This is a genomic window from Bacterioplanes sanyensis (genome assembly GCF_014652515.1).
In the GTDB taxonomy this organism is placed as follows: domain Bacteria; phylum Pseudomonadota; class Gammaproteobacteria; order Pseudomonadales; family Oceanobacteraceae; genus Bacterioplanes; species Bacterioplanes sanyensis.
Genome location: NZ_BMYY01000002.1, coordinates 535,639 through 558,245, shown reverse-complemented (window position 1 = coordinate 558,245; position 22,607 = coordinate 535,639). Strand labels below are relative to the sequence as shown.

Below are 22,607 nucleotides of genomic sequence, written 5' to 3'. Positions count from 1 at the left end.
TTAACCTCGCGTCAGCTTTTTCAGGAACTCAAACATGGCATCCATGTAGCTTTGAAAACCTTGGGCCATTTCGCCAATGGTGGCCCACATGATGAACAAACCAACAATCATGGTGACGGGAAAACCCAAGGCAAAAATATTCAACTGCGGCGCCGCGCGAGTCATCACACCAAACGCCAGGTTCACAATCAGCAATGCCGTCAGCGCTGGCAGAGAGATCACCACCGCCGCCGCAAACATCCAACCGCTCCACTCAACGATCATGCCAAAGTCCGCTGCATCCAGACCATCAAACCCAACCGGTAAGGTATGAAAGCTATCCGCCAGAATTTCTAGCATCACCAGATGACCGTCTAGGGATAAAAACACCAGACTGACCATAAATAAAAACCATTGGCTGATCACCACCACCGACGCCCCTTGAGCCGGGTCCACTGTGACGGCGATACCCAAGCCGGTTTGCATAGCAATTAATTGACCGGCAATGACGTAAATTTGCGTCACCAGTTCGATCACAAACCCCATAGCAATCCCTATCAGCAACTGCTGAGCAATGATCAATACAGACTCAAGAGAAATCGGGTCCACTTTGGGCATGGGCGGAAGCACGGGGGTAATGACAATGGCCACCACCAACGCCAAAAAAATACGAATACGCTGTGGCACCATGCGGGTACCAATTAGTGGCATCACCATCAGCAAGCCTGAAATGCGTGCAAAGGGGTAGAGGTAGCGACTGACCCAGTGCCCCACCTCCAAGGCTTCAAACTCAAACACGGCTAACCAATTAAAAAGGCGATATTGGTGTAAATATCACGGCTGTAATCCAACACGGCGGTCACCGCCCATGGCCCAAAGCCGATTAAAGCCAGCAAGGTCACCACTAAACGCGGCAAGAAACTCAGGGTTTGCTCATTGATTTGTGTGGCTGCCTGAAACGTACTCACCACTAAACCAATAATCAAACTGGGGACAATCATGACGACCACGATCACCAGCACCAGATATAGTGCATGGGAAAATAAATCTCCCACTTCCACTGGACTCATACGACCTCCCGGCTAAACCGTGCCAAAACTGTTGGCCAGCGTGCCCATAACTAATGCCCAACCGTCGATCAGCACAAACAGCATAATTTTAAACGGCAGCGAAATAATAATGGGCGACAGCATCATCATACCCATCGCCATCAAAATACTGGCGACAACCAAGTCGATGATCAAAAAAGGAATAAACAACAAAAAGCCGATTTGAAAGGCGGTTTTTAACTCGCTGGTCACAAATGCTGGAATCAAAATATGCAAAGGTGTTTCTTCTGCACTACCAATATCATCGCGACCACTGATGCGAATAAACAGCTGCAGGTCATTTTCACGCGTTTGCGCCAACATAAACTCGTGCATCGGCACGGTAGCCCGCTGCAACGCCTCCGCTGGAGTAATTTCCTCGTTAATGTAGGGTTGCAAAGCTTCGGCATTAATCACTCGAAATACCGGCATCATGATAAACAAGGTTAAAAACAGGGTGAGTCCGAGCAAAATTTGGTTCGACGGTGTTTGTTGCAGGCCAATGGCCTGACGCAAGATCGCCAGTACAACAATAATTCGTGTAAAGGACGTCATCATAATCAGCAGTGCCGGCAACACCGACAACAGCGTCATGATCACCAGAATTTGAAAAGTTACCGAATAATTGCCACCCGTATCAGTGCTTTCGTAAACAATGGCTGGCACACCTAAAAAGGCTTTGCTTTGCTCCTCAGCCAATGCCGGACAAGCCATGAGGGTAAGCAATACGAGCAGCAGCGGCCAGCAACGTTTCATGAGCGTACCGCCTTTTTCAGTATGTCAGCAAAGCTGGCACTGCTCTCCTGCTCGACATCAATCACCGGTTCGTCAAACTCAGCCAGAGGGGTAATCTGCTGAGCAGTTATGCCCACCAGAATTTGCTTATCGCCCACTTGAACCAAGGCGATGCGTTCTTTTACGCCCAACGTCAAAGTGGCCACGGGCCGAATGGCGCCCGAGGCCATCGTCGGGCGAATGGCCCGCATCTTAGTCGCCAGCCAGGTAAGTAATAGGATCAGACCAATAATCAACAATAAAAATACCGCCACAGTGCCAGCGGATGACCATGGGTCTGCTACGGCGGTTTTTTGCTCTGCCATTGCCCATAACGGCAACGCCGCTAACAGCACACTAACGCAGACGTTGAATACGCTCACTCTGACTCACCACATCGGTTAATCGAATACCGAACTTATCGTTCACCATCACTACTTCGCCATGGGCGATCAACGTACCATTGACCAGCACATCCAACGGCTCACCGGCTAAGCGATCCAGTTCGACCACCGAGCCCTGATTCAATTGCAACAGGTTGCGAATGGGAATTTGCGTACTGCCCACCTCCATGGAAATACGCACCGGAATATCAAGAATGACATCCAGCTCTGGCCCGTCGGTATTGATGGTGCGCGGCGTCCCTTCATCTTGCAATGGATCGAGTGGCGCCCGTTCTACATGATTTTCTGGCTCTGCCTCGGGCTCTTCTGAAGCAGCAGCCTCTTCTTGCATGGCGGCGGCCCAATCGTCCTCAACGCTGTCGTCATCGGGGGTTTCACCCGCCTCTTCCATCGCTGCCGCCCATTCATCCGCTAATGCAGCTTCATCCTCGCCGGCCTCTTCGATACCACTGGCGACAGAATCCGCCAATGCATCGGCATCGACAGATTCGTCCGGCTTTACGTCGTTTTCATCGTCAGCCATCGTGCTCTCCTACTTTCTTGAGCGATGACGGTGAACCTGATCAATAACTTTCACCGCCAAATTATCATTAGAAATCCCCAGCTTACCCAGGAACAAAGGAATGCCATTTGCCTGCAAGGTAAAATACTCAGGCATATCGATTGGGATCACGTCTCCTGCTTTCAGCTCCGCGACCTCACGCAGGGTAATATCGCGCTCAACCAGCGTGCCGTGCATTGGCACGCGGGCTTCGAGAATGTCTTCACGCAGCGACTGCATCCAGCGCTCGTCAACATCATCAATATCGCTTTGCACCCCCGCATCCAACACTTCTCGCATTGGTTCAATCATCGAATAGGGAATAGTCAGATGAAAATCACCACCACCGCCATCCAGCTCAACGTGAAAAGTATTCACGACAACAACTTCACTCGGGCTAACAATATTCGCCATCGCCGGGTTTACTTCTGAGCCAACATACTCAAATTCGAGCTTGGTTACCGGTGCCCAAGCTTCGATCATGTCATTAAAAATCTGACTGAGCACAATTTGCACCACTCGGACCTCCGTCGGTGTAAATTCACGCCCTTCGATTTTGGCGTGACGACCATCGCCACCAAAAAAGTTATCCACTAATTTGAACACCAATTTGGCGTCCATAATAAACAGTGCCGTGCCACGCAGCGGACGCATTTTCACCAGATTCAAACTGGTGGGTACATACAAGGTGTGCACATACTCACCAAACTTCATGATCTGCACACCACCCGACGCTACGTCAGCGCTGCGACGTAAAAAATTAAACATACTGATGCGCATATAACGAGCAAAGCGCTCATTGATCATTTCTAGGGTTGGCATACGACCGCGAACAATGCGGTCGTTGCTGGTCAAGTCATATGACTTGACCCCGGTTTCATCAATGTCGTCTTCTGGCTCGATATCACCATCATCGACACCGTGAAGAAGCGCATCAATTTCGTCTTGTGACAGTAAATCCTGCACCGGGCCTTCCTACTGCATCACATAGTTAGTAAAGAGTACGGCCTCGACACCGCTCTCGCTGCCTTCTCGCTGCACCAGCATATCGAGGTGCTCCGTCAGTTGTTTTTGCAACGCACGCCGACCTTCTGCGGTACGCAATGTGTCAAAATCCTGTTCACTGATAATGCGGATAATATCGTTACGAATCATAGGTTCATGCATGTTCAAGGTATCAACCACCTCTGACTTGCGTGTCATCACCTGCAAGCTCAGTTGCAAAAAGCGTTGGCGTGGCCCCACTTGAAAGCTGATGACAAACTCAGGCTTGAGAATAACGTATTGCGCGGGCGCTTTGGGCTCCTCTATCTGCTCTGCCACCTCAGTGTCACTGTCGCTGACATCTTCATCGCCTGACAACAGCAAGAAAAGCGTACCGGCAACAGCAGCGCCCACGAGCACTAGCCCCAACAAAATAATCAGTAGTAACTTTTTTTTACTACCTTTGCTTTCGCCGTCGGCGGCTTGGTCATCATCCAGCTTGAGGTCTTGCTCTGCTGCCATAATATGTCTCTCCTGTCGTCACTGCATTCGTGCAAACCACGTGCCATCAAAAACTGTCAACAAATCGACGCTTTCAGTATCTATGGCAGTTTAGTTACTGCCCAGTCTAGCTGCTGAGCATGCTATGACAGAAATGCTAACGCGGAGAGTGACATCGCTGAAAAGCTTGCCAGAAAAATCTTTCATGTTTCCAGCGAATGATCATTGGGGAGAAAACAATACGGCACCCACCTCCAAGCAAATGGTTGCCGAATTGTTAATGATGACAAGGATCAGGCAAAGGTATCGAGAATGCTGTCGCTGGATAATTGGGTTGCTTGAGCCGTGACTGCACTACCACTCTCATCCCCTTCGTTGTCAGCTATCCATTCTGGTTGTCGCTGGCCGTCACCATTTTCATTGTGCTGACCACCTTGCTGACTGCCTTGCTCAGTGACATCGAATCCAGCCAGCGTCAGCCCGTTGTCGGCCAGTGCCTCGCGTAAACGGTGGGCATTGGATTCCAATGCCTCACGTACTTGCGGGCTTTGCACTTGTACCTGAATACTGGTTTGCTCTTGCTGCACCTGTAGACGTATTTCCATACTGCCCAGCTCCGGCGGGTCCAACTGAATACGAGCTTGCTGTACTTCCTCGGTAATCATGGCAACGATACGGCTCCCCAAGGCCACACTCCAGCCTTGACGATCCGCGCCAAGATCTAGGCGTTCTCGCAAGCGTTCATCCCCACGCAGCTGGTTTAACTCTCGTTTTTCTTGCAATTCAAACGCGTCTTCAATCAGTGGGTCGTTGAACGTCACAGCCTCGTCAGCGGCAATGGATGACGTCGTTACGGCTTGTGCAGCAACGGGTGCTGTACTGGTGGCAGACTGACGTGCTCCTTGTATTTCTAGCGCCTGGATTCCGCTCTCACCCATGCTGCGCTCGCCCTCTGAGCGTTCGCGCGGCTGCAGACTGGCTAGGCGCTCACGATCAGACGAGATAGCTTCGCTTTCATCCGCGGATGATTCGGTTTCGACGGCAGTTGGCTGAGTGGTTGCACTGTCTAATTTGGCTGACATATCTAGGCCCGAGCGGATGCGCGGATGTGGCTCAGCTAACGCACCGACCTCCCTGCTGGTGCTATCAGCCATGGCAGCGGGAGTCGTGCCAGCCTCGGTGACGGGGCTTTGTGCGCGCGCCAAGACTGACAGCCCTAGGTCGTCACCACTTTGTTTGGGTACCTGAGTATTTTCCTTAGCCGCTACACCTACTGCGCCCACAGCGGCTGTATCCGCTGACTGCGCTGTGCCCAATGCATATTCTGTTGTAACGGCCTCGCCAGCTAATCCTGATGCCGGTGTCGCTACCGGTGGAGTTACCGATGTCGATTCCACCAGAGCTTGGCCATCACGAACTTGTTGCAGCAAATCTGCAACATTGGCCGGCAAGGATTGTCCCATCAACGGCAATGGCTGATCCGCTTGCTGTTGCCATGCTTGCCAAGCTGCCTCCAACTGTTGCCAATCTTGTTCTGAGAGCTCGCCAGACAAGGACTCCGGCATAGCTGACTGGGGATCAAGACGTGCCTGCGATAAGGCTTGCGATAAGCGCTCCGCACCTTCCGGTGTTTGCAACAGTTGGTTAAATAACTTAGAAAAGCGGCCATCGCTAGGCAAAGCCTCTGTGCCACTGTCTAACGCCAAGCGGCCACCCAGTGACATCAACAAACCCGTCAGCCCAGTGGCTGAACTTCCCGAATGCATCATGTGAATACTCCTGAATCACAAGCCGTGCTTGTCTGAACGCAGACGACCGCGCCTGCAGCGAACGTTATTGAGATAAGTTGTCAAGGCAACGTCTCTGATGTCGGCTATCTGCTCTGCAGTAATCAGCAAGAAATAAGCCAAGATGACGAGTTGTAGCTACCGTGGTGTGAATGCAGTTGTTCGTGGGTTCCAACATAGAACGCCAGAGCATGGCGCTTAACTGGGTTTGATGTGTCGTGAATGATTCAGAGGGGGCGTTAGGCTATTACTTGCTCAACATTTGCTGTAACAGTGCCTTCACCTGCCAGTACTCAGTTTGTACCTGCTCAAACTGCTCGGGCGCATGTTCAAGATTTTGCGCCCGCCCTGCTTGTTCCAGTGCGAAACAGTGATCCGCCAGAAGCTGGGCGCTAATGTTACTACTGGCACCTTTGAAACTATGCGCTAGTTCTCTCACTTCGCCCGCATTGCCTAGCTCGATCGCTTTTTGCAGCAATGGCAAGCGCTGCTCAGAGTCTCTAACAAAGACTGCAATCAGCTCGGGAAACTCTTCATCCATGACTTCTTTCAACATATCCAGAGCCTCTTCATCGAAATGGCTCGCCAACTCACTCATGCTCACTTCCTCGTTGTTGTGACTGGGGCCAGTCAATAATAGCCTCGACACGATTCCCCTTACCTAGGTAATTTAAACGCTGACAAATCTGTCGCAACAATGGTATCCCACGGCCACTGTATTGCCGTTGACTAGCGCCATCCGCTGTGCGGTTTTGCCGTACAGACTGATAGTCAAACCCAGGTCCGCTGTCCTCGACTTCTAAGATCAGGCGCCCACTGTGGCCGTCGCCCTCATGCCGCATGCGCACTTCGACAAAGCCTTCCGTCAGTTGCTGAAGCTGTTGCTCACGGCGACGGTAGTACTCCATAAAACCTTGTGGGCTGGTTTTTAACGATGAATCCAGCCCCAGTACCCCGTGCTCAAACGCATTGGAGAAAAGCTCAGCCATAACCGTGTGTAGCTCGCCGCCCATGATACGCAACCCCGGTACTTCCATGATCACATGCATCAGCAGTGGTAACGGATTGAAGTGCCGCAAGGTATCCGCCTCCATCCGATACACCATATGCCAGCCTAAAGGGCCAGCCATTGGACCGGCTTGCAAGTCTGGTAAGTAGGCTTCCAATGAGCTTTCTTCAGCCATGCGCAATTCGAGTAGGGTCGTGTCATCATCTCGCTCACAGCCTGACAGAAATTGATCCAACGCGGCGTGAATACTGTCAAAAATTTCATCAACATGCGTACTGCGGTCAAAGACCTCGGTGAGTCGCTGTTCACCAAACATTTCGCCTTCGCGGTTGCGCGCTTCAAGAATGCCGTCTGACCACATCAGCAAGCGATCTCCTAGCTCCAGCGGATACTCTTCCATGGCATCGTTAAACTGTTCATTGCTCAGCACCCCCAAGGGTAAGTTGCTGGACTTTAACACCTGACGCTCAGCACCGTTAGCTCGCAGCAATACACAATCAGGTACCCCACCCATCCAAATGGACGCGCTGTGTCGCTCAAAACTTAAATCCACCACGGCGGCGCAACAAAAAAAACCGACGGGTAAAATCGCTTTTAGTTTTAGATTTATTTCGCGAAGAATATCGTGCAGCGCAAAACCTTTGGCCGTCATACCATAAAAGATTTCTGCCATCGGCATAGCACCGATGGCAGCCGGTAAACCATGCCCAGTAAAGTCGCCTAACAGTACATGCATGCCTCCGCCAGGTTTGCGTGCCGCCAGCAAGACATCGCCATTGAAAATCGACAAGGGGGATAAGGTGTAACGAATATTTGACGCCGACAAACAGCCCGCATGGGCGACGTTATCAAATACCGCTTTGGCAACATGCTGCTCATGCAATAAATGCTCGTTATTGCTGGCGATGGTATCGCGCTGTTGTTGCAGGGTTTGGTGCATATCCCGCATACGGGAAAAAGACTTGATTTTAGCCTGCAGAATCACACTGTTGTAAGGTTTACTAAGAAAATCGTCCCCCCCAGACTCGAGACAATCAGCCAAGCTTTGGGCATCGGTTAAAGACGTGAGGAAAATCAGTGGGACCAGTTCTTCACCCGCCAGACGCTTAATCTGCCGAGCGGCTTCACGTCCATCCATCTCAGGCATCATAACGTCCATTAGCACCATAGCAGGACGCTCTTGCTCGAAGGCAGCGACGGCTTCCAAACCATTGCTGGCCTCAACCACTTCATGCCCCTGATTGCGAACGATACGGCTCAGCACCATACGATCGGTACTGTTATCGTCGGCAATCAGAATACGGATGCCACCCGTCGCCATACTGATTTACTGAATGGAGAACAGTTGTTCGAAGTTGGAGATCGTCAGAATTTTCCGCACGTCTTGATTGCAGTTAACGATATGGACATCGGAGCTATCGCCGCCGGCATGATCGCGTAGCAACAGCAACATGCCCAATGCAGAACTGTCGAGATAGGAAGTTCCCCCCAGATCAACTACGAACTTTTGTGGCTCAGCGGTCTGTTTTTCGTAAGCGTCACGAAATTCTTGGTGTGCACTAAAGTCAAAGCGCCCATCCACCTTAATGGTGAGCTCCTGACCGTTCCCTGAGAGAGAAGCCTGTACTGTCATTCATCCATCCTCCAAACGGGTGTCGTACATCATGTTTAGCACATGCGGCAGGTTTGTCACTCTTTTGCCGCCGCCAGCTTCAGCATTTTTTGCGCCAGCTCAGACAAAGGCACGACCTGATCAACGGCCCCTAAGGCGACAGCGGCACCGGGCATCCCCCACACCACACTCGACGCCTCGTCCTGCGCCAGCGTCAACGCCCCCTGCGCTCGCAATCGTGCCATGGCGGCTGCACCGTCGTTCCCCATACCCGTCAGCAATACAGCAACTAAAGAAGGGGCCGACGTTAACATTGCCAAGCTATCGAACATCACATCAACGGACGGCCGATGCCGATTCACCTTTTCAGCCTGACTAAGGCGGCAAATATGCCCTCCATTGCGTGCTTCAAACTGTAAGTGATAGTCACCCGGTGCAATGATGGCACGGCCGGGCAATACTTCTAAGCCATCTTCAGCCTCGCACACTTCCAGTTCCAGCGAATGGTTTAAACGCATGGCAAAAGAGCGACTGAACACCGCTGGGATATGCTGAGTGATGACAATCGGTGGACAGTGTTTGGGTACGGCCATGAGCACTTCTTTGATGGCTTCTGTACCACCGGTTGAGGCGCCTATTGCAATCCAACGCTCATAACGCTGCACAGGCATTACCTGGGCCCGGGCTTTGCTCACCTGGCCTTGATCGAGCGCTCTGACCCTAGCATGGGCAGCAACGCGGATTTTTTCTTGCAGTTGACGGGCAAAGCGCTGAAATGCAGCCTCATTTTTAATCTGTGGTTTGGCGATATAATCGATGGCGCCGAGTTCTAACGCATCCAGTGTCTCGGGCGCTCCTTGCTCTGTTAACGACGACACCATAACCACCGGCATCGGCCGCAAACGCATTAAGTTTTTTAGAAATTGCAGGCCGGTCATGCGCGGCATTTCAATATCGAGTGTCAACACATCCGGTTGCAGCTGCTTGATTTTATCGCGCGCTATGTACGGATCGGCGGCGCTACCGACCACCTCAATATCGACCTCGTCGGCTAACAATGATGTCAATAACTGTCGCATCAGTGGCGAGTCATCGACGATCAATACTCGAATCGCATTGGCCATCAGAATAGATCTATGCTGCCGGCGGCAGACTCTGGCACGGTGACTGAGCGTTGGTAATCGCGCTCACGCTGCAGTAACACATCGTTTTTCATATGTTTGATTCTCCTCACTTTAACCGCCCCCGTGTCGGGGAAATACAGCACTTTACGCGCCACCTCCCGACCAACATCCGCAGCCGCCACCGTTAGGCCCTCTCGGGCAAGGTAGTCGTAAGCAAACAGAATATTGCGCTGCCCAACATCGCTCATCGCCGCAATCATCTGGCCACCACCAAATAATTTTACCTCTAGATTTTCACGGCGCCCGCCGCGTTTTAAGATTTCATTAATCAGATACTCCATCGCCCAATTACCGTAGCGCGAAGCATGCGTCAGCGGATCATTGCCCCAGTTTGTCGTCGAGTGCTCGCCTTGCTCCGGCAACATAAAGTGGTTCATGCCACCGATACCGCGCACCGTATCGCGAACACAGGCTGAAATACATGAACCTAACAAGGTGACGACCATTTCACCATGGGCTGATACATAAAACTCACCAGGTAATATTTTGGCAGCCCATACTTTATGCAAGCCATCCCAATAGCGGTTAACGTGATCGAATCCGCCCGCTGCCGGAGGTTGCACCGGGCGGTCATTCAATGGAGGTGAATGCATCAGTGAATCTTCCGGTAAATGGTTTGCCCTAGCGGCTCAAAGCGCCCAGTAATCCCGTGTAAGTTTTCTGAGTGCCCGATAAACAAGTGCCCCCCGAGCGGTAGCATATCTGCCATGCGATCAAATAGTTGCCGCTGGGTGTCTTTATTAAAATAAATCACCACATTGCGACAAAAGATGGCATCAAATGGCCCGGTCATTGGCCAAGCCCCTAACAGATTTAATCGTTTAAAAAAAACCATGTTTCGCAACGCAGGGATAACCTGAACTTCCTTGGTATTGATACGCTCGAAGTAACGTTTCTCAAGCCCTGCGGGCAAGTTTTCCAAGGCCGCTATGGGATAGCGAGCAGCGCGCCCAGTCTCTAGAACATTGGAATCTAGGTCCGTGGCGAGTAATTTACAGTCCCAGGAATGGGGAATACCGCCTTCTTTTAATGCCATCGCAATGGAGTAAACTTCTTGTCCGATCGAGCATCCTGCTGACCATACGCGCAGTCGCTTACGTGTTGATTGTGTGAGTAGCTCGGGCAGCCAGCGCCGCTGGAGAAAGTCAAAGTGATGTGACTCGCGATAAAATGATGTCAGATTGGTGGTGAGTGCATTGATAAATTCACTGATCTCATCCTGCAAATGACGACTTAGGTAATCGATGTATTGCGTAAAACTCGATAAACGACGGGCACGGATACGCCGAGCAATGCGGCCGTAAACCATGTCTTTTTTATGCTCGGCGAGCACAATACCAGTGTGCTCTAGAGCTAGGCGGGCAATGGCGGCAAAATCCGCCTCTGTCATCGCAAACTCACGTGTCTGCACGATACAACCTCTTGCTACCTCTAAAACTCTGCCCATTCATCGTCGTCATCATCACTCACATTAAAGCCCGCAGAAGGAGATAATTGCGTCTGACCACTGGCTGCAATCGGTGCGGGATGAGCACGTGGCGGCTTCACAGGTGCGGACAGTTCGATATCAAAAAACTCCATCATTTGTGTCATCGACTGCGCTTGCTCTGCCATGGCTTCGCCCGCTGCTGATGCTTGTTCAACCAACGCGGCATTTTGCTGGGTCATTTCATCCATTTGTGCGACGGCGCTGTTTACCTGATCAATACCTGCTGACTGCTCACGTGCCGCCGTACTGATTTCTTGAATCATGGCGGAGACATTTTCAACGGCGGCAATAATTTCGTTAAGGGTGTTACCGCTTTGATTTACTAGCGAGGTACCCGCTTCAACTTTATCAACGCTATCGCGAATCAGTTCTTTAATTTCCTTAGCAGCACTGGCAGAGCGCTGAGCCAAATTGCGCACTTCGCCTGCGACTACCGCAAATCCTCGACCTTGCTCGCCGGCCCTGGCTGCCTCAACCGCGGCATTCAGTGCCAGTAAGTTGGTCTGAAAAGCGATCTCGTCAATTACGCCAATAATATCGGCAATGCGTTTACTAGACTGATTTATTTCCTGCATGGCTACCACAGCTTTTGAGACCACTTCACCACCGGTTTCAGCTTTATGCCGGGCTGAAGTGGCCAATTCATTGGCATGTACAGAGTTATCACTGGTTTGCTTAACAGCACTGGTCATTTGCTCCATGGACGAGGCGGTCTGCTCTAACGATGAAGCTTGTGACTCAGTGCGACGGCTCAAGTCAGCATTGCCTTGGGCGATTTCGCTCGCCCCTGTCGCCACCGCCCCTGCCGCTTCGCGAATGCGCCCGATAATGTCGGTCAATCGATCAACGGTGCTGTTAGCATCCTGTTTGAGTTTGTCGAATGCGCCTGTGTATTCGGCATTGATGCGACGGTCGAGCTTTCCTTGAGCCAGTCCATCGAAGATTCGTATGGTGTCGCTCACAACGCTATCGGCGATGGTTAGAAGACGATTCAGCCCCTCAGCTAAATTTAGGAAAAAACCTTCTTTATTGGCCAGATCAATTCGTTGCGACAAGTCGCCTGCAGAGGCAGCATCCACAATACTATCGATTTCTTTTTCAGTAGCCACTTCATAAGTACGATCTCGCCATTCAACAATAGTACCGAGCCTTTCCTTATCGTCGTTATAAATGGGGTTAGCAATCAGTGAAAACGTTCGCCCTCCAACGGTTATTTCAGTTTTATAGGTATCTTTCAGTGCCGCCAGCATATGACGCTGATGGTCGGGGTTGCGGTGAAAAGTATCAATGTTACAGCCGACTAACCGATTGGCGTCGAAAGTAGGTATATCACGCTTAATGTCACTCTCAGCGTTAGCCATCATGGCTTGGACAGCATCATTCATGTACACAATAGTGCCGTCGTTGTCAGCAATCATGGCATTGGTGGTCACGACATCCAGCGCTTGCTTGACTCTGGCATTGGCGTCAGCTTCGGCCTTTTTACGCTTATCTTGTTTGACAGCTTCTGTCACATCCTGCCATTCCACAATGGTACCGATGCGCTGCTGTTGCTGATTAAGCCAGGGAGTAGCAATAAGCGAAAAAATCACGCCGCCTACTTCAATTCTGGTGTGGTGCGGCTCCTTTAAATCGCCAATTAAGCGCCGCTGCATGGCGGGTTTTTTATGAAAGTCATCAACATTGGTACCAATTAAGTTGGCTGTAGAAAAATTGGGTAGCACTTTGCGGATGCTGGCTTCGTTCTGCTGCAATGTTTCTTTGAGGCATTCATTAAGGTAGACGATACGCATATCCATATCGGCCAACATAATATTGGCTTGGCAGACTTCCAATGCTTGTACTTTGTCGCTATTGCTAGCGTGTTCGTGCAGTGCATTGACTTGTTCTGTCATATCAATTGCGGTCGCTAAGATACGCCACACCCCTTGTCCTGCTGAGCGTATCGGGCTGTAGCTAACCTGCAACCAAATGGGTTTACCCGCAGGTGTTTTAAAGGTCTGCAGTAAAGAGTCGGCTTCACCTCGGCTTAGTCGTTCCCACAATGATCGATAGCGCTGACTATCCGCCTCCTCTCCAGCCAATAGGTGGTGCTGGGGTCGGTCACGCACACTGCTCCAATCTGCGTGCAGTAGTGTCAAAAAATTACGATTGGCAGCGATCACTGTGCCATCAGGTGCCAATTCCATGAGCGCTTGCGCATTATCTAGTGCTTCATATTTATATTGTGTTTCTTGCAAGCTGGCAGAGTGAAACAGAGAACTGAGTATACCCATCGTCTTAGCTTCCGTTGGTTGATTCTGACTCAGGCATGCCCCGGGTCGTATTCTGACAATGATGGCAGCTCCAAAGGATGACGGCTGGTTAGCAAAGTACCGACATCCAATAAAATCACCATTTTGTCTTTAACATTGACTAACCCGCGTAAAAAATCTGAGTTGTCATCCTGGTTTAAATCCGGTGGTTGGCGCACATCGCTATGCTTTATGGAGTACACATCCGAAACCGCATCCACCACAATACCCATTACTTTTTCGCCCTGGTCCGTACTCACTTTTAATATGATCACCACAGTGATAGGGCTGTATTCCACGGGTTTGAGACCAAAACGTCGGCGCAAATCCATAATGGGAACAATGGTGCCACGTAGATTAATCACACCTTGGATGTAGTCTGGAGCATTCGGTATGGAGGTGGTTTCTTCCCAGCCGCGGATTTCTTGCACGGCCAAAATATCGACGCCGTATTCTTCCTCCGCCATGATAAACGTTAGATATTGTTGCTCATCGCTGGCCTGTACTTCGACATCTTCAGAACTCATATCAGGCTGCCCTTTCATTACTGTGTTTGTGCAGGCCCGTCACATCGATGATTAATGCCACTGTGCCATCACCTAAAATAGTAGCCCCGGAAATACCAGGGACCCGCTCATAGTTTTGCTCAAGACTTTTGATGACTACCTGCTGTTGCCCCAGCAACTCATTAACGACCAGCCCAACTTTGCCACGTTCACCATCGACAATGACCAACATAGCGTCACTCAGGTCGGTATTTTTCGTTAACGAAAAGACATCTTTCATACACACAATGGGTATGTACTCGTCACGCAAAGGCATGACCGGCTGGCTACCGGCTATATGATTCATATTGCGCGGCTCCAGTTGAATGGATTCAACAATTGATACCAGCGGAATAACGTATTTTTCGTTCCCAACGCGCACTAGCTGGCCATCTAGGATGGCCAATGTCAGAGGTAACCGAATAGTAAAAGTAGAACCGACACCTTGTTCGGATTGGACTTCGATACTGCCATTGAGCTCTTGAATATTGCGCTTCACCACATCCATTCCCACACCGCGACCAGAAATATCACTGACGGTATCGGCAGTAGAAAACCCAGGTAAAAAAATCAACTGATGAATTTCCTCAGGTGTGAGTGCTTCTGGAACAGATACCAAGCCGCGCTCTACCGCTTTGCGAAGAATTTTCTCTTCATTTAGACCAGCACCATCATCACTGATTTCAATAACAATATTGCCCCCCTGGTGATAAGCATTCAGGGTCAAGTGCCCGACTTCAGACTTGCCACTCTGTCTGCGTATCTCAGGTGTTTCGAGGCCGTGATCCAACGAGTTGCGCACCAAATGCACCAATGGATCACCAATTTTTTCCATCACGGTTTTGTCTAGCTCAGTATCTTCTCCCATCAGCTTAAGCTGGACTTGCTTACCCAATTGCCCACCTACATCGCGAACCAGACGAGGAAAACGGCTAAAGGCAAAACTGATAGGCAGCATGCGAATTTTCATCACATTTTCTTGTAACTCGCGGGTGTTTTGCTCTAACTGCATCAGCCCTTGTTGTAAGCGGGCCAAGCTGGATAAGTCGAAGTCTTGGCCGAGTTGACTGAGCATGGATTGAGTAATGACAAGTTCCCCCACCATGTTGATCAGGCTATCAACTTTATCGATAGACACCCGAATCGATGCATCTACTGGGCGCTTAGCCGCAGCAGGAACTTCTTCTTTGACTGCTAGCGGCTCAGGTTCAACTGCAGGAACGGGGGCTTCAGGCTGGGCCTCCAACTCAGGTACATCTCGTGTTGCATGAGCTTGACTCAGCGCTTGATAGCGAATATCACACTCATCTTCGACCCACTCGAACACTTCCTGTAGGTTGCTCAGCTCAATCGCGCAGTCGATACGAATTTGCCAGCTTAAATAACAGCTGGTCGGATCTAGGGTTTGAATATCGACCAGGGCACTGCTATCGACCTCGACGGTAACCGCCTCTTGACCCACCAGCTCACAAATTTCGCGCACCATGCGAAAGGGCTCGTTACCGGTACGCAATAGATCGACATCGGGCCGAAACTCGATCAACCACCCCTGTGCACTGGATTGCGCTGCAGCGGGTACAACATCTGTACTCGCTGTTTCAGGGACTGCTGATGAATCCAGCACTTTTTGTAGTTCTTGCTTAAGCTGTTCAGCGGTGGATAAATCCGGACGTTCGCCTTGTTGCAATGCCAGTAATAGGGCACGCAACACATCGACGGATTGCAGAAACAGTTCAATGGCATGCTCGGTGACAGGACGTTGGCCTGCGCGAATTTCATCCAATAGGGTTTCTACCAGATGAGTAAACTGCGCGACATCCGCAAAGCCAAAGGTGCCAGCGCCGCCTTTAATGGAATGTGCGGCACGAAATATAGTGTTGACCGCTTCCATATCCGTTGAGCCCGCTTGCAGCTGCAGCAGCTGAGCCTCCATGATATCTAGGCCCTCTAGGCTTTCTTCAAAAAAAACCTGGTGAAACTGCGACAGGTCAACACTCATAACACTTACCCCAGTACGCGGCGAATCGTGTTGAGCAGCTGGTCTGGATTAAATGGCTTAACGATCCAACCAGTGGCTCCAGCCTGCTTGCCTTGCGTTTTCATGTCACCGGTGGATTCCGTCGTTAGCATCAATACCGGCACAAACTTGTAATCGGCCAGTTGCCGTAATGCCTTAACGAGCTCAATACCATTCATGTTTGGCATATTGACGTCGGACAACACTAGGTCATATTTTTTTTGTTGCGCCAGTGCCAGCGCCTCCTGACCATCTTTGGCCTCAGCCACCTCAAAACCTGCCCCTTTGAGGGTAAAGGTCACCATTTGTCGCATAGATGCAGAATCATCGACTGCCAGAATACTGGGCATGTGTTACTCCTGGGGTTGTGACAGTTGCAGTAGTGTGTTCAGTCCAAGCAGTGCAGCGCAGTCAGTCACTGCGTCGCTGGCGCCCTGCCAGTACAGACCTTTACCGCTGGATTGTAGGGAATGCTGCAGCGCCAATAGCAGCTGTAGACCGGCGGTATCAGCGTACTGCACTTTTGAGGCGTCAATTTCGATGCTCTCTACCGAGCTAAGCGCTGCCAAAATTTGCTCATGTAGAGCCTCAACCCGATCGATACTGAGACGTTCGCCACAAGCAATGACGGTTGCCATATTGCTGCCTTAATTGCCATTCTTTCGATGTCAGATTAGACGTTTGTGCAGAATTTGCTGGCCAATATGCCAGCGGCGGAAAAGATGGGGGGTTAAAACTCAATCGTCTCTGCGCGCTTGCCGCAGGCGGTCAAAGGCCGCGCGATTGGACCATTCGTCGGCTTGGCGCTGCTCCAGTCGCGCTTGTTGTTGGTCGTACTCCAGCTCTAATTTTTCAATAAGTTGCTGTAATGCTGTGAGTTTAGCCTGTGCCGTCTGCCAAACCTCACGTTCATGGTCGACCTGTTTTTGCAGCAGTACAATTTGCTGCTGTTGTTGTTTTAGCGCCTGCTCAATTTGCTGTAAAAAGCCCACAGTCGTATGTAATTGTGCGGCACTGATTTGGCCGCCATCGCCACCACTGATCTGGCGCTGATAATCACCTGCGTAATCGGTTAGCTGTTGCTGTTGTTGCTGTTCTTGCTGCAGCTTTTGCTGCGCTGCACCTAAGTTAGCCAGCGCTTGGCGCTCATCACGCTCTGCCAGCCTGACAACCGTTTGCAGGCGCTTGGCACGGGGGTGGCGAGGCATCTCAGCCACCGCTAATCAAGGCGGTTAGTTGCTGCTCGCTGTCCTGTAGCGATGAGCCCTCATCCAGGCGCTGACGCAGCATGGCTTTAATGGTGGGCATACGCTCCATGGCAACGTCTAACATTTGATCACTGCCCGGCTGGTAGGCGCCAACATTGACCAAGTCTTGGTTCTGGCGGTAATGCGACAGCAGTTGCTTGGTCAATTGCGCACGCTGCAGCCAGTCACCGTCGACAATTTGCGGCATGACTCGGCTGACGGAAGCTTCCACATCAATGGCGGGGTAGTGGCCCTCTTCCGCCAATTTACGCGACAGCACAATATGACCATCCAAAATGGCACGGCTGGCATCGGCAATCGGATCCTGCATATCGTCGCCTTCACTGAGCACGGTGTAAAACGCGGTGATCGACCCACCCCCTTGCGGGCCATTACCGGTTCGCTCGACCAACTTAGGGAGTTTGTTAAACACGGAAGGCGGATAGCCCTTGGTCGCTGGCGGCTCACCCACCGCGAGGGCAATTTCACGCTGGGCCTGAGCGTAACGCGTTAGCGAGTCCATCAGCAGCAACACGTTACGCCCCTGATCACGAAAATACTCCGCCACAGCAGTGCAATACATGGCCGCTCGCAACCGCATAAGGGGTGAGTCATCCGCAGGGGAGGCGACCACGACAGAGCGCTTTAAGCCCTCTTCGCCCAGAATTTCGTCAATAAACTCTTTTACCTCTCGGCCACGTTCGCCGATCAGGCCCACGACAATGACATCCGCTGTGGTAAAGCGCGTCATCATGCCCAGCAACACACTCTTGCCCACACCGCTACCGGCAAACAAGCCGATGCGCTGCCCACGGCCGACCGTCAACATGGCATTGATGGCGCGAATGCCAACGTCTAACGGCTCGCGAATCGGTGCACGGTGCAAGGGGTTGATGATGCGCCCATGCAAACTGCCTTCAGCGACTTGCTGCAAGGGGCCATAAGAGTCCAAAGGTTTGCCAGTACCATCGAGTACTCGCCCTAGTAAGCCATCGCCAACGGGAACATGGGCAGAGCCTTGCAGTGGCCATACCCGCGAACCAGGCCGAACTCCTTCAATCTGCTCAATAGGCATCAAAAAAATACGCTGCTGGTCGAAGCCCACGACTTCGGCTTCGATGGCGTCACCCGCGTGGCGCTCTACCAGACAGCGGTCACCGACCTTGACGTTGATGCCGACAGCCTCCAACGTCAGACCAACCATGCGAATCAGTTGACCGGCAATACGGGGCTGATATTGAGAAGCTGGCAGTGACAGCGCTTGCCAACGCTCACTCAGGGCCATGGCTAGGGCCCTCAACATCGTTGGCTTCATCGGATTCGCTGGATTCGCTGGATTCGCTGGATTCGCTGGATTCGCTGGATTCGCTGGATTCGCTGGATTCGCTGGATTCGCTGGATTCGCTGGATTCGCTGGATTCGCTGGATTCGCTGGATTCGCTGTCAGCATGATGCTGCGGCTCAGCCGCAGGTTGCAACGAAGACGAGTTAGCAACCTCAGCCTCAGAAGTAGGAGCTTCGCTGCCTAAATCAGCGCTGTCGTCCTGTGGCGATGACGCCTCTTCGTTCAGGGGCACCCTATCAGGCAGTTCCGGAGACAATTCCTCCTCAGCCGGAAAGTCTTCCGCTGCTTGCAGCAACAATGGCATCAGCTGCTCCAGCTGCGACTGCAAATGCTCAGTCACATCGTATTGCACCCAGCTGTGCTCGGTTTCAACACGGCATTGGCCGGCGTTTAACTGGGGGTCCACCACCACTTCCGTAGTGCGGCCACGCAGGGGGGGCAGCTGCTGCAGATGAGCTTCGTCCTGAGGACTGAGCAGCACGGTGACATGATCCTTACCGGCCGGCAATTGTTGCAAAGCCGCCTGCACATACTGCTCAATCTGGCTGGCGCCTGTTTTCAGCTCCGCCGCGATCACTTGTTGGCAAGTGTGTTCAACCAGTTGCGTCAAAATACGCGGTAGCTGCTGATCGCGCTCCAGCAGCTGGGCCTGCAACTGCTGAATCACCTGCTGCAGTTGCGCGACTGTGGTGTCGATGCTGCTCTGACCGGCCTCCAAACCTTGAGCCTCGCCTGCGGCAAAGCCGGCACTGCGGCCTTCTTGCTCACCTTTGGCATAACCCTGCTCATGACCTTGCTGTCGGCCTTCGTCATAGCCTTGCTGGTGACCTTGCTGTCGCCCCTCCACCAGCCCTTGCTCAAGGCCGGCGTTGTATGCTTCTCGACGAATAGCCTCAAGCTCTTCGGCAGTCGGTAGCGATAAAGCTTCCTCGTCGCTTTCTGGCGCTGGTTCCTCGTCGGTTTCTGGCTCACGCTCGGCTTGCCACTCGGGTGGCTCGGTCCAAAACGGCAAGCGCCAAGGGCGTGCCTCCTGGGCATCCTCGGCAGCAATGGTATGGCCAGGCTTTTTCAGTTCAGACATAACCGGCCTCAGAGCATGGCTTCACCACCACCACCCAGAATAATCTCGCCGGCATCTGCCAAGCGTCGGGCAATGGTGAGGATTTCTTTTTGCGCACCTTCCACTTCGCTGACTTTAACTGGCCCTTTCGCCTCTAGGTCATCACGCAGCAGCTCAGCGGCGCGTTTCGACATATTTTTGAAGATTTTGTCCTGTACCGTAGGGTCGGCACCTTTGAGCGCAACCACGAGCAGATCGGTAGAAACTTCGCGCAGTAGAGTTTGAATGCCGCGATCGTCGACATCGACTAGGTTGTCGAAAACAAACATCAGATCCTGAATCTGGGTGCCCAAATCGTCATCCATTTCTTTGATGCTTTCCAGCAGCTCATTGGCCATGGTGCTATCGACGTAGTTGACGATGCTGGCAGCGACTTTAACACCGCCCATCGAAGTCGTTTGAGTGCCAGCTTTGCCAGAGAATTGACGCTCGAGAATATCGTTCAGCTCCTGCAGAGCCGCCGGTTGCACCGCCTCCAATGCCGCCACCCGCATGACGATATCCAAGCGCACTTTTTCATCGAAGTTGGACAGAATCTCGGCCGATTGATCGGCGTCGAGATAAGACACCACGATGGCTTGAATTTGTGGGTGCTCGTGACGAATCAGATCAGCCACTTGACGCGGCTCCATCCACTTAAGCGAGTCTAACCCCGTCGTGTTGCCCCCCAATAAAATGCGGTCGATCAATGCACCGGCTTTGTCGTTACCTAGCGCCGATGTCAACATATTGCGGATATATTGATCCGAGCCCAGCCCCATGCCGGTTTGGCCGCCGACCTCTTCTAAGAACTGAGCCACCACGGTCTCAACTTGGTTTTGGTTCACATTGCTCAACGTCGCCATGGCAGTACCCACGCGCTGCACTTCTTTGGGCCCCATGTGCTTGAGAATCTCAGCAGCGTCTTGTTCGCCTAGCGTCATCAACAATATGGCGGCACGCTCGACTTTACTCAGGTTCGCGAGATTGTTTTCCTGTTCGTCATCGGCCATCGTCGTCGTTTACCCATCTAATCACCGTCTGGGCCACTCGGGCAGGATCTTCGGCGATCAGGCCCTTAAGCGCATCCAGCTGACGTTCATAACTTTCAGAGGCACCTGGTAACATGAACTCATCCACGCCCGCCAAGGTGACACGCTCATCTTCTAGACCTGCCTCAGCGTCTTCCAGCTCATCGAGAATACTGGCGGAGTCTTCTTTGCCGCGGCTGGCGATGCTTTTCACCGTGGGTCGAATGACACCGAAAATCAATACCAATATAAACAATCCGGCCAACACTTGCTTCATGATTTCCCAGAACCAAGGTTGAGTCCAAAAATCTGGCTCGCCTAAGGCGACGTCACCTTTACCCATAAAGGGTGAGTTGATCACATTAACGCTGTCGCCGCGGGCAGGGTTAAAACCAACGGCATTTTTGACCAATATTTCCAATCGCTGCAGGTCTTCTAGCGCCCAAGGCACGTACTCCACCTCGCCCTCGGCATTGATATTTTCGCGGTCGTTCACCACCACGGCAACGGTCACGCGGCGCAATCGACCAACCTGATGCTGTTTATAGCTAAGGGTACGATCGACCTCATAATTACGGGTGGCTTCTGAGCGGCGTTGCGCTGGCACATTCCCCCCTTGGCCACCATTCGCTTGTTCGGGGACTTGCACATCAATGGGCGGCTGATTGGCCAGAGCGCCAGGAATACCGCCATTAGGGTCACCGACGTTTTCTTCATCGATCAGTTGCTCGCTGCGCAGTGCGATTAAATCTGGGTTATACAGCTCCTCGCTTTGCTCCTGCACAGTGAAGTCAACATCAGCCGAGACTTCTGCTTTGTAGTTGTCACTACCCAGCACAGGCTTGAGAATATTATTGACCGCAGAAATCAGTGACTCTTCAACTTTTTGGGTGTACTCCAATTGCTTGGTCACCATAAAGTCTTCACTTTGCTGCTCAATTTTCGACAACAAATTACCGTGTTGGTCAACGATAGACACATCGCTGCGCGCCATATCACTGACGCTGGAGGCGACTAAATTAACTATGGCTTCGACCTGATCTCGTGTCATTTCTCGGCCAGCGTACAATTCCAAAAAGACCGATGCTCTAGGCGAGCGCTTATCACGTACAAATACCGACTCTTTCGGTAACGCCAAATGCACCCTGGCATTACGCACCGCATTAACACTGGCAATGGTACGTGCCAGCTCACCCTCCAGACCGCGGCGATAACGCGCATTTTCAATAAACTGGCTGGTGCCTAAGGCACTATCTTGCTCCAGCACTTCTAAGCCAACAGTTTTTTCGTCAATTAAACTGGCCGCCGCTAGCTTCATCCTGGCTTCGTGTAGATCGCCCGACTGCACCATCAATATCTGTGATGATGGATCAATTTGAAAATTAATATTCTCACGCTGCAAAATTTCGATGATATCTTGGGCGTTATGGTCTTGCAGGCGATGAATGAGTGGCTTATAGGATGGCTCCTGTGACCAGATTAAAATCGCAAACGCCAAGGCAATCACCAAGGCAATGCCAGCAATGACGCCCACTTGACGAATAATGGTTAGGCGATTAAAACCCGCCAATACCGGATGTGCACCGCCACTGGCGTCGTCCAGCATTGGGTCACGACTGGTATCAGATTGTTCGGCTTGAGTGCCGGTTTGAGCAGGTGCGTTTTCCATACCATGGC

Annotated in this window: 24 protein-coding genes; all 24 read right to left on the bottom strand. The window is 51.8% G+C overall.

The window, feature by feature from the left end:
* The gene (gene fliR, locus IE090_RS05625) at window positions 1–777 is read right to left on the bottom strand and encodes a flagellar biosynthetic protein FliR (RefSeq protein WP_189387363.1); all 777 of its coding nucleotides are present in this window, start codon (window positions 775–777) and stop codon (window positions 1–3) included.
* 2 nt (window positions 778–779) lie between these two features.
* Window positions 780–1,049 carry a flagellar biosynthetic protein FliQ gene (locus tag IE090_RS05620; RefSeq protein WP_189387362.1) on the bottom strand — a complete coding sequence of 90 codons (270 nt, stop codon included), beginning with the start codon at window positions 1,047–1,049 and terminating at the stop codon, window positions 780–782.
* A gap of 12 nt (window positions 1,050–1,061) precedes the next feature.
* Window positions 1,062–1,823 (bottom strand): flagellar type III secretion system pore protein FliP, encoded by a 762-nt coding sequence (fliP, locus tag IE090_RS05615; RefSeq protein ID WP_189387361.1) that lies wholly within the window; start codon window positions 1,821–1,823, stop codon window positions 1,062–1,064.
* On the bottom strand, window positions 1,820–2,224 hold the full coding sequence (fliO, locus tag IE090_RS05610; RefSeq protein ID WP_189387360.1) for a flagellar biosynthetic protein FliO: 405 nt from the start codon (window positions 2,222–2,224) through the stop codon (window positions 1,820–1,822). Before fliO ends, fliP begins: the two co-directional genes overlap by 4 nt.
* Window positions 2,199–2,768, bottom strand: a complete 570-nt coding sequence (fliN, locus tag IE090_RS05605; protein ID WP_189387359.1) for a flagellar motor switch protein FliN — start codon at window positions 2,766–2,768, stop codon at window positions 2,199–2,201. The genes fliO and fliN overlap by 26 nt, the downstream gene beginning before the upstream one ends.
* Window positions 2,769–2,777: 9 nt before the next feature.
* Complete coding sequence (gene fliM, locus IE090_RS05600; RefSeq protein ID WP_189387358.1) at window positions 2,778–3,752, bottom strand: flagellar motor switch protein FliM; 975 nt, start codon at window positions 3,750–3,752, stop codon at window positions 2,778–2,780.
* 9 nt (window positions 3,753–3,761) lie between these two features.
* Window positions 3,762–4,292, bottom strand: a complete 531-nt coding sequence (locus IE090_RS05595) for a flagellar basal body-associated FliL family protein (RefSeq protein ID WP_189387357.1) — start codon at window positions 4,290–4,292, stop codon at window positions 3,762–3,764.
* 272 nt (window positions 4,293–4,564) lie between these two features.
* The gene (locus tag IE090_RS05590; RefSeq protein WP_189387356.1) at window positions 4,565–6,040 is read right to left on the bottom strand and encodes a flagellar hook-length control protein FliK; all 1,476 of its coding nucleotides are present in this window, start codon (window positions 6,038–6,040) and stop codon (window positions 4,565–4,567) included.
* Between the two features lie 265 nt (window positions 6,041–6,305).
* Entirely contained in the window at window positions 6,306–6,656 is a 351-nt protein-coding gene (locus IE090_RS05585; protein WP_189387355.1) for an Hpt domain-containing protein, read from the bottom strand.
* Window positions 6,649–8,388, bottom strand: a complete 1,740-nt coding sequence (locus tag IE090_RS05580) for an ATP-binding SpoIIE family protein phosphatase (protein ID WP_189387354.1) — start codon at window positions 8,386–8,388, stop codon at window positions 6,649–6,651. Before IE090_RS05580 ends, IE090_RS05585 begins: the two co-directional genes overlap by 8 nt.
* A gap of 6 nt (window positions 8,389–8,394) precedes the next feature.
* Window positions 8,395–8,700 carry an STAS domain-containing protein gene (locus IE090_RS05575; protein ID WP_189387353.1) on the bottom strand — a complete coding sequence of 102 codons (306 nt, stop codon included), beginning with the start codon at window positions 8,698–8,700 and terminating at the stop codon, window positions 8,395–8,397.
* A 56-nt stretch (window positions 8,701–8,756) separates the two neighbouring features.
* Window positions 8,757–9,803: a protein-glutamate methylesterase/protein-glutamine glutaminase gene (locus IE090_RS05570; RefSeq protein WP_189387352.1), complete on the bottom strand. Its 1,047-nt coding sequence runs from the start codon at window positions 9,801–9,803 to the stop codon at window positions 8,757–8,759.
* Window positions 9,803–10,456 carry a chemoreceptor glutamine deamidase CheD gene (gene cheD / locus IE090_RS05565; RefSeq protein ID WP_189387351.1) on the bottom strand — a complete coding sequence of 218 codons (654 nt, stop codon included), beginning with the start codon at window positions 10,454–10,456 and terminating at the stop codon, window positions 9,803–9,805. Before cheD ends, IE090_RS05570 begins: the two co-directional genes overlap by 1 nt.
* Window positions 10,456–11,274: a CheR family methyltransferase gene (locus IE090_RS05560; RefSeq protein ID WP_229815496.1), complete on the bottom strand. Its 819-nt coding sequence runs from the start codon at window positions 11,272–11,274 to the stop codon at window positions 10,456–10,458. The genes cheD and IE090_RS05560 overlap by 1 nt, the downstream gene beginning before the upstream one ends.
* A 20-nt stretch (window positions 11,275–11,294) precedes the next feature.
* The gene (locus IE090_RS05555) at window positions 11,295–13,628 is read right to left on the bottom strand and encodes a methyl-accepting chemotaxis protein (RefSeq protein ID WP_189387350.1); all 2,334 of its coding nucleotides are present in this window, start codon (window positions 13,626–13,628) and stop codon (window positions 11,295–11,297) included.
* Window positions 13,629–13,657: 29 nt separating this feature from the next.
* Window positions 13,658–14,173: a chemotaxis protein CheW gene (locus IE090_RS05550; RefSeq protein WP_189387349.1), complete on the bottom strand. Its 516-nt coding sequence runs from the start codon at window positions 14,171–14,173 to the stop codon at window positions 13,658–13,660.
* Window position 14,174: 1 nt separating this feature from the next.
* Window positions 14,175–16,190: a chemotaxis protein CheA gene (locus IE090_RS05545; RefSeq protein WP_189387348.1), complete on the bottom strand. Its 2,016-nt coding sequence runs from the start codon at window positions 16,188–16,190 to the stop codon at window positions 14,175–14,177.
* Window positions 16,191–16,195: 5 nt separating this feature from the next.
* Window positions 16,196–16,558 (bottom strand): response regulator, encoded by a 363-nt coding sequence (locus IE090_RS05540; protein WP_189387347.1) that lies wholly within the window; start codon window positions 16,556–16,558, stop codon window positions 16,196–16,198.
* 3 nt (window positions 16,559–16,561) lie between these two features.
* The gene (locus IE090_RS05535) at window positions 16,562–16,846 is read right to left on the bottom strand and encodes an STAS domain-containing protein (protein ID WP_189387346.1); all 285 of its coding nucleotides are present in this window, start codon (window positions 16,844–16,846) and stop codon (window positions 16,562–16,564) included.
* 99 nt (window positions 16,847–16,945) lie between these two features.
* A complete protein-coding gene (gene fliJ / locus IE090_RS05530; RefSeq protein WP_189387345.1) occupies window positions 16,946–17,416 on the bottom strand; it encodes a flagellar export protein FliJ in 471 nt (156 codons plus the stop codon).
* A gap of 1 nt (window position 17,417) precedes the next feature.
* A complete protein-coding gene (fliI, locus tag IE090_RS05525; protein ID WP_373296408.1) occupies window positions 17,418–18,758 on the bottom strand; it encodes a flagellar protein export ATPase FliI in 1,341 nt (446 codons plus the stop codon).
* Window positions 18,727–19,881: a FliH/SctL family protein gene (locus IE090_RS05520; RefSeq protein ID WP_189387344.1), complete on the bottom strand. Its 1,155-nt coding sequence runs from the start codon at window positions 19,879–19,881 to the stop codon at window positions 18,727–18,729. Before IE090_RS05520 ends, fliI begins: the two co-directional genes overlap by 32 nt.
* Before the next feature lie 8 nt (window positions 19,882–19,889).
* Entirely contained in the window at window positions 19,890–20,912 is a 1,023-nt protein-coding gene (fliG, locus tag IE090_RS05515) for a flagellar motor switch protein FliG (protein WP_189387343.1), read from the bottom strand.
* The gene (gene fliF, locus IE090_RS05510; protein ID WP_189387342.1) at window positions 20,902–22,599 is read right to left on the bottom strand and encodes a flagellar basal-body MS-ring/collar protein FliF; all 1,698 of its coding nucleotides are present in this window, start codon (window positions 22,597–22,599) and stop codon (window positions 20,902–20,904) included. Before fliF ends, fliG begins: the two co-directional genes overlap by 11 nt.
* Window positions 22,600–22,607 lie beyond the last annotated feature (8 nt).

What these genes read in the sequence shown, in the direction of transcription:
- IE090_RS05620 (WP_189387362.1), bottom strand. Translation starts at nt 1,049, where the DNA reads ATGAGTCCAGTGGAAGTGGGAGATTTATTTTCCCATGCACTATATCTG.
- fliP (WP_189387361.1), bottom strand. Translation starts at nt 1,823, where the DNA reads ATGAAACGTTGCTGGCCGCTGCTGCTCGTATTGCTTACCCTCATGGCT.
- fliN (WP_189387359.1), bottom strand. Translation starts at nt 2,768, where the DNA reads ATGGCTGACGATGAAAACGACGTAAAGCCGGACGAATCTGTCGATGCC.
- IE090_RS05595 (WP_189387357.1), bottom strand. Translation starts at nt 4,292, where the DNA reads ATGGCAGCAGAGCAAGACCTCAAGCTGGATGATGACCAAGCCGCCGAC.
- IE090_RS05590 (WP_189387356.1), bottom strand. Translation starts at nt 6,040, where the DNA reads ATGATGCATTCGGGAAGTTCAGCCACTGGGCTGACGGGTTTGTTGATG.
- IE090_RS05585 (WP_189387355.1), bottom strand. Translation starts at nt 6,656, where the DNA reads ATGAGTGAGTTGGCGAGCCATTTCGATGAAGAGGCTCTGGATATGTTG.
- IE090_RS05580 (WP_189387354.1), bottom strand. Translation starts at nt 8,388, where the DNA reads ATGGCGACGGGTGGCATCCGTATTCTGATTGCCGACGATAACAGTACC.
- IE090_RS05575 (WP_189387353.1), bottom strand. Translation starts at nt 8,700, where the DNA reads ATGACAGTACAGGCTTCTCTCTCAGGGAACGGTCAGGAGCTCACCATT.
- IE090_RS05570 (WP_189387352.1), bottom strand. Translation starts at nt 9,803, where the DNA reads ATGGCCAATGCGATTCGAGTATTGATCGTCGATGACTCGCCACTGATG.
- cheD (WP_189387351.1), bottom strand. Translation starts at nt 10,456, where the DNA reads ATGCATTCACCTCCATTGAATGACCGCCCGGTGCAACCTCCGGCAGCG.
- IE090_RS05555 (WP_189387350.1), bottom strand. Translation starts at nt 13,628, where the DNA reads ATGGGTATACTCAGTTCTCTGTTTCACTCTGCCAGCTTGCAAGAAACA.
- IE090_RS05550 (WP_189387349.1), bottom strand. Translation starts at nt 14,173, where the DNA reads ATGAGTTCTGAAGATGTCGAAGTACAGGCCAGCGATGAGCAACAATAT.
- IE090_RS05545 (WP_189387348.1), bottom strand. Translation starts at nt 16,190, where the DNA reads ATGAGTGTTGACCTGTCGCAGTTTCACCAGGTTTTTTTTGAAGAAAGC.
- IE090_RS05540 (WP_189387347.1), bottom strand. Translation starts at nt 16,558, where the DNA reads ATGCCCAGTATTCTGGCAGTCGATGATTCTGCATCTATGCGACAAATG.
- IE090_RS05535 (WP_189387346.1), bottom strand. Translation starts at nt 16,846, where the DNA reads ATGGCAACCGTCATTGCTTGTGGCGAACGTCTCAGTATCGATCGGGTT.
- fliJ (WP_189387345.1), bottom strand. Translation starts at nt 17,416, where the DNA reads ATGCCTCGCCACCCCCGTGCCAAGCGCCTGCAAACGGTTGTCAGGCTG.
- fliI (WP_373296408.1), bottom strand. Translation starts at nt 18,758, where the DNA reads ATGTTGAGGGCCCTAGCCATGGCCCTGAGTGAGCGTTGGCAAGCGCTG.
- IE090_RS05520 (WP_189387344.1), bottom strand. Translation starts at nt 19,881, where the DNA reads ATGTCTGAACTGAAAAAGCCTGGCCATACCATTGCTGCCGAGGATGCC.
- fliG (WP_189387343.1), bottom strand. Translation starts at nt 20,912, where the DNA reads ATGGCCGATGACGAACAGGAAAACAATCTCGCGAACCTGAGTAAAGTC.
- fliF (WP_189387342.1), bottom strand. Translation starts at nt 22,599, where the DNA reads ATGGAAAACGCACCTGCTCAAACCGGCACTCAAGCCGAACAATCTGAT.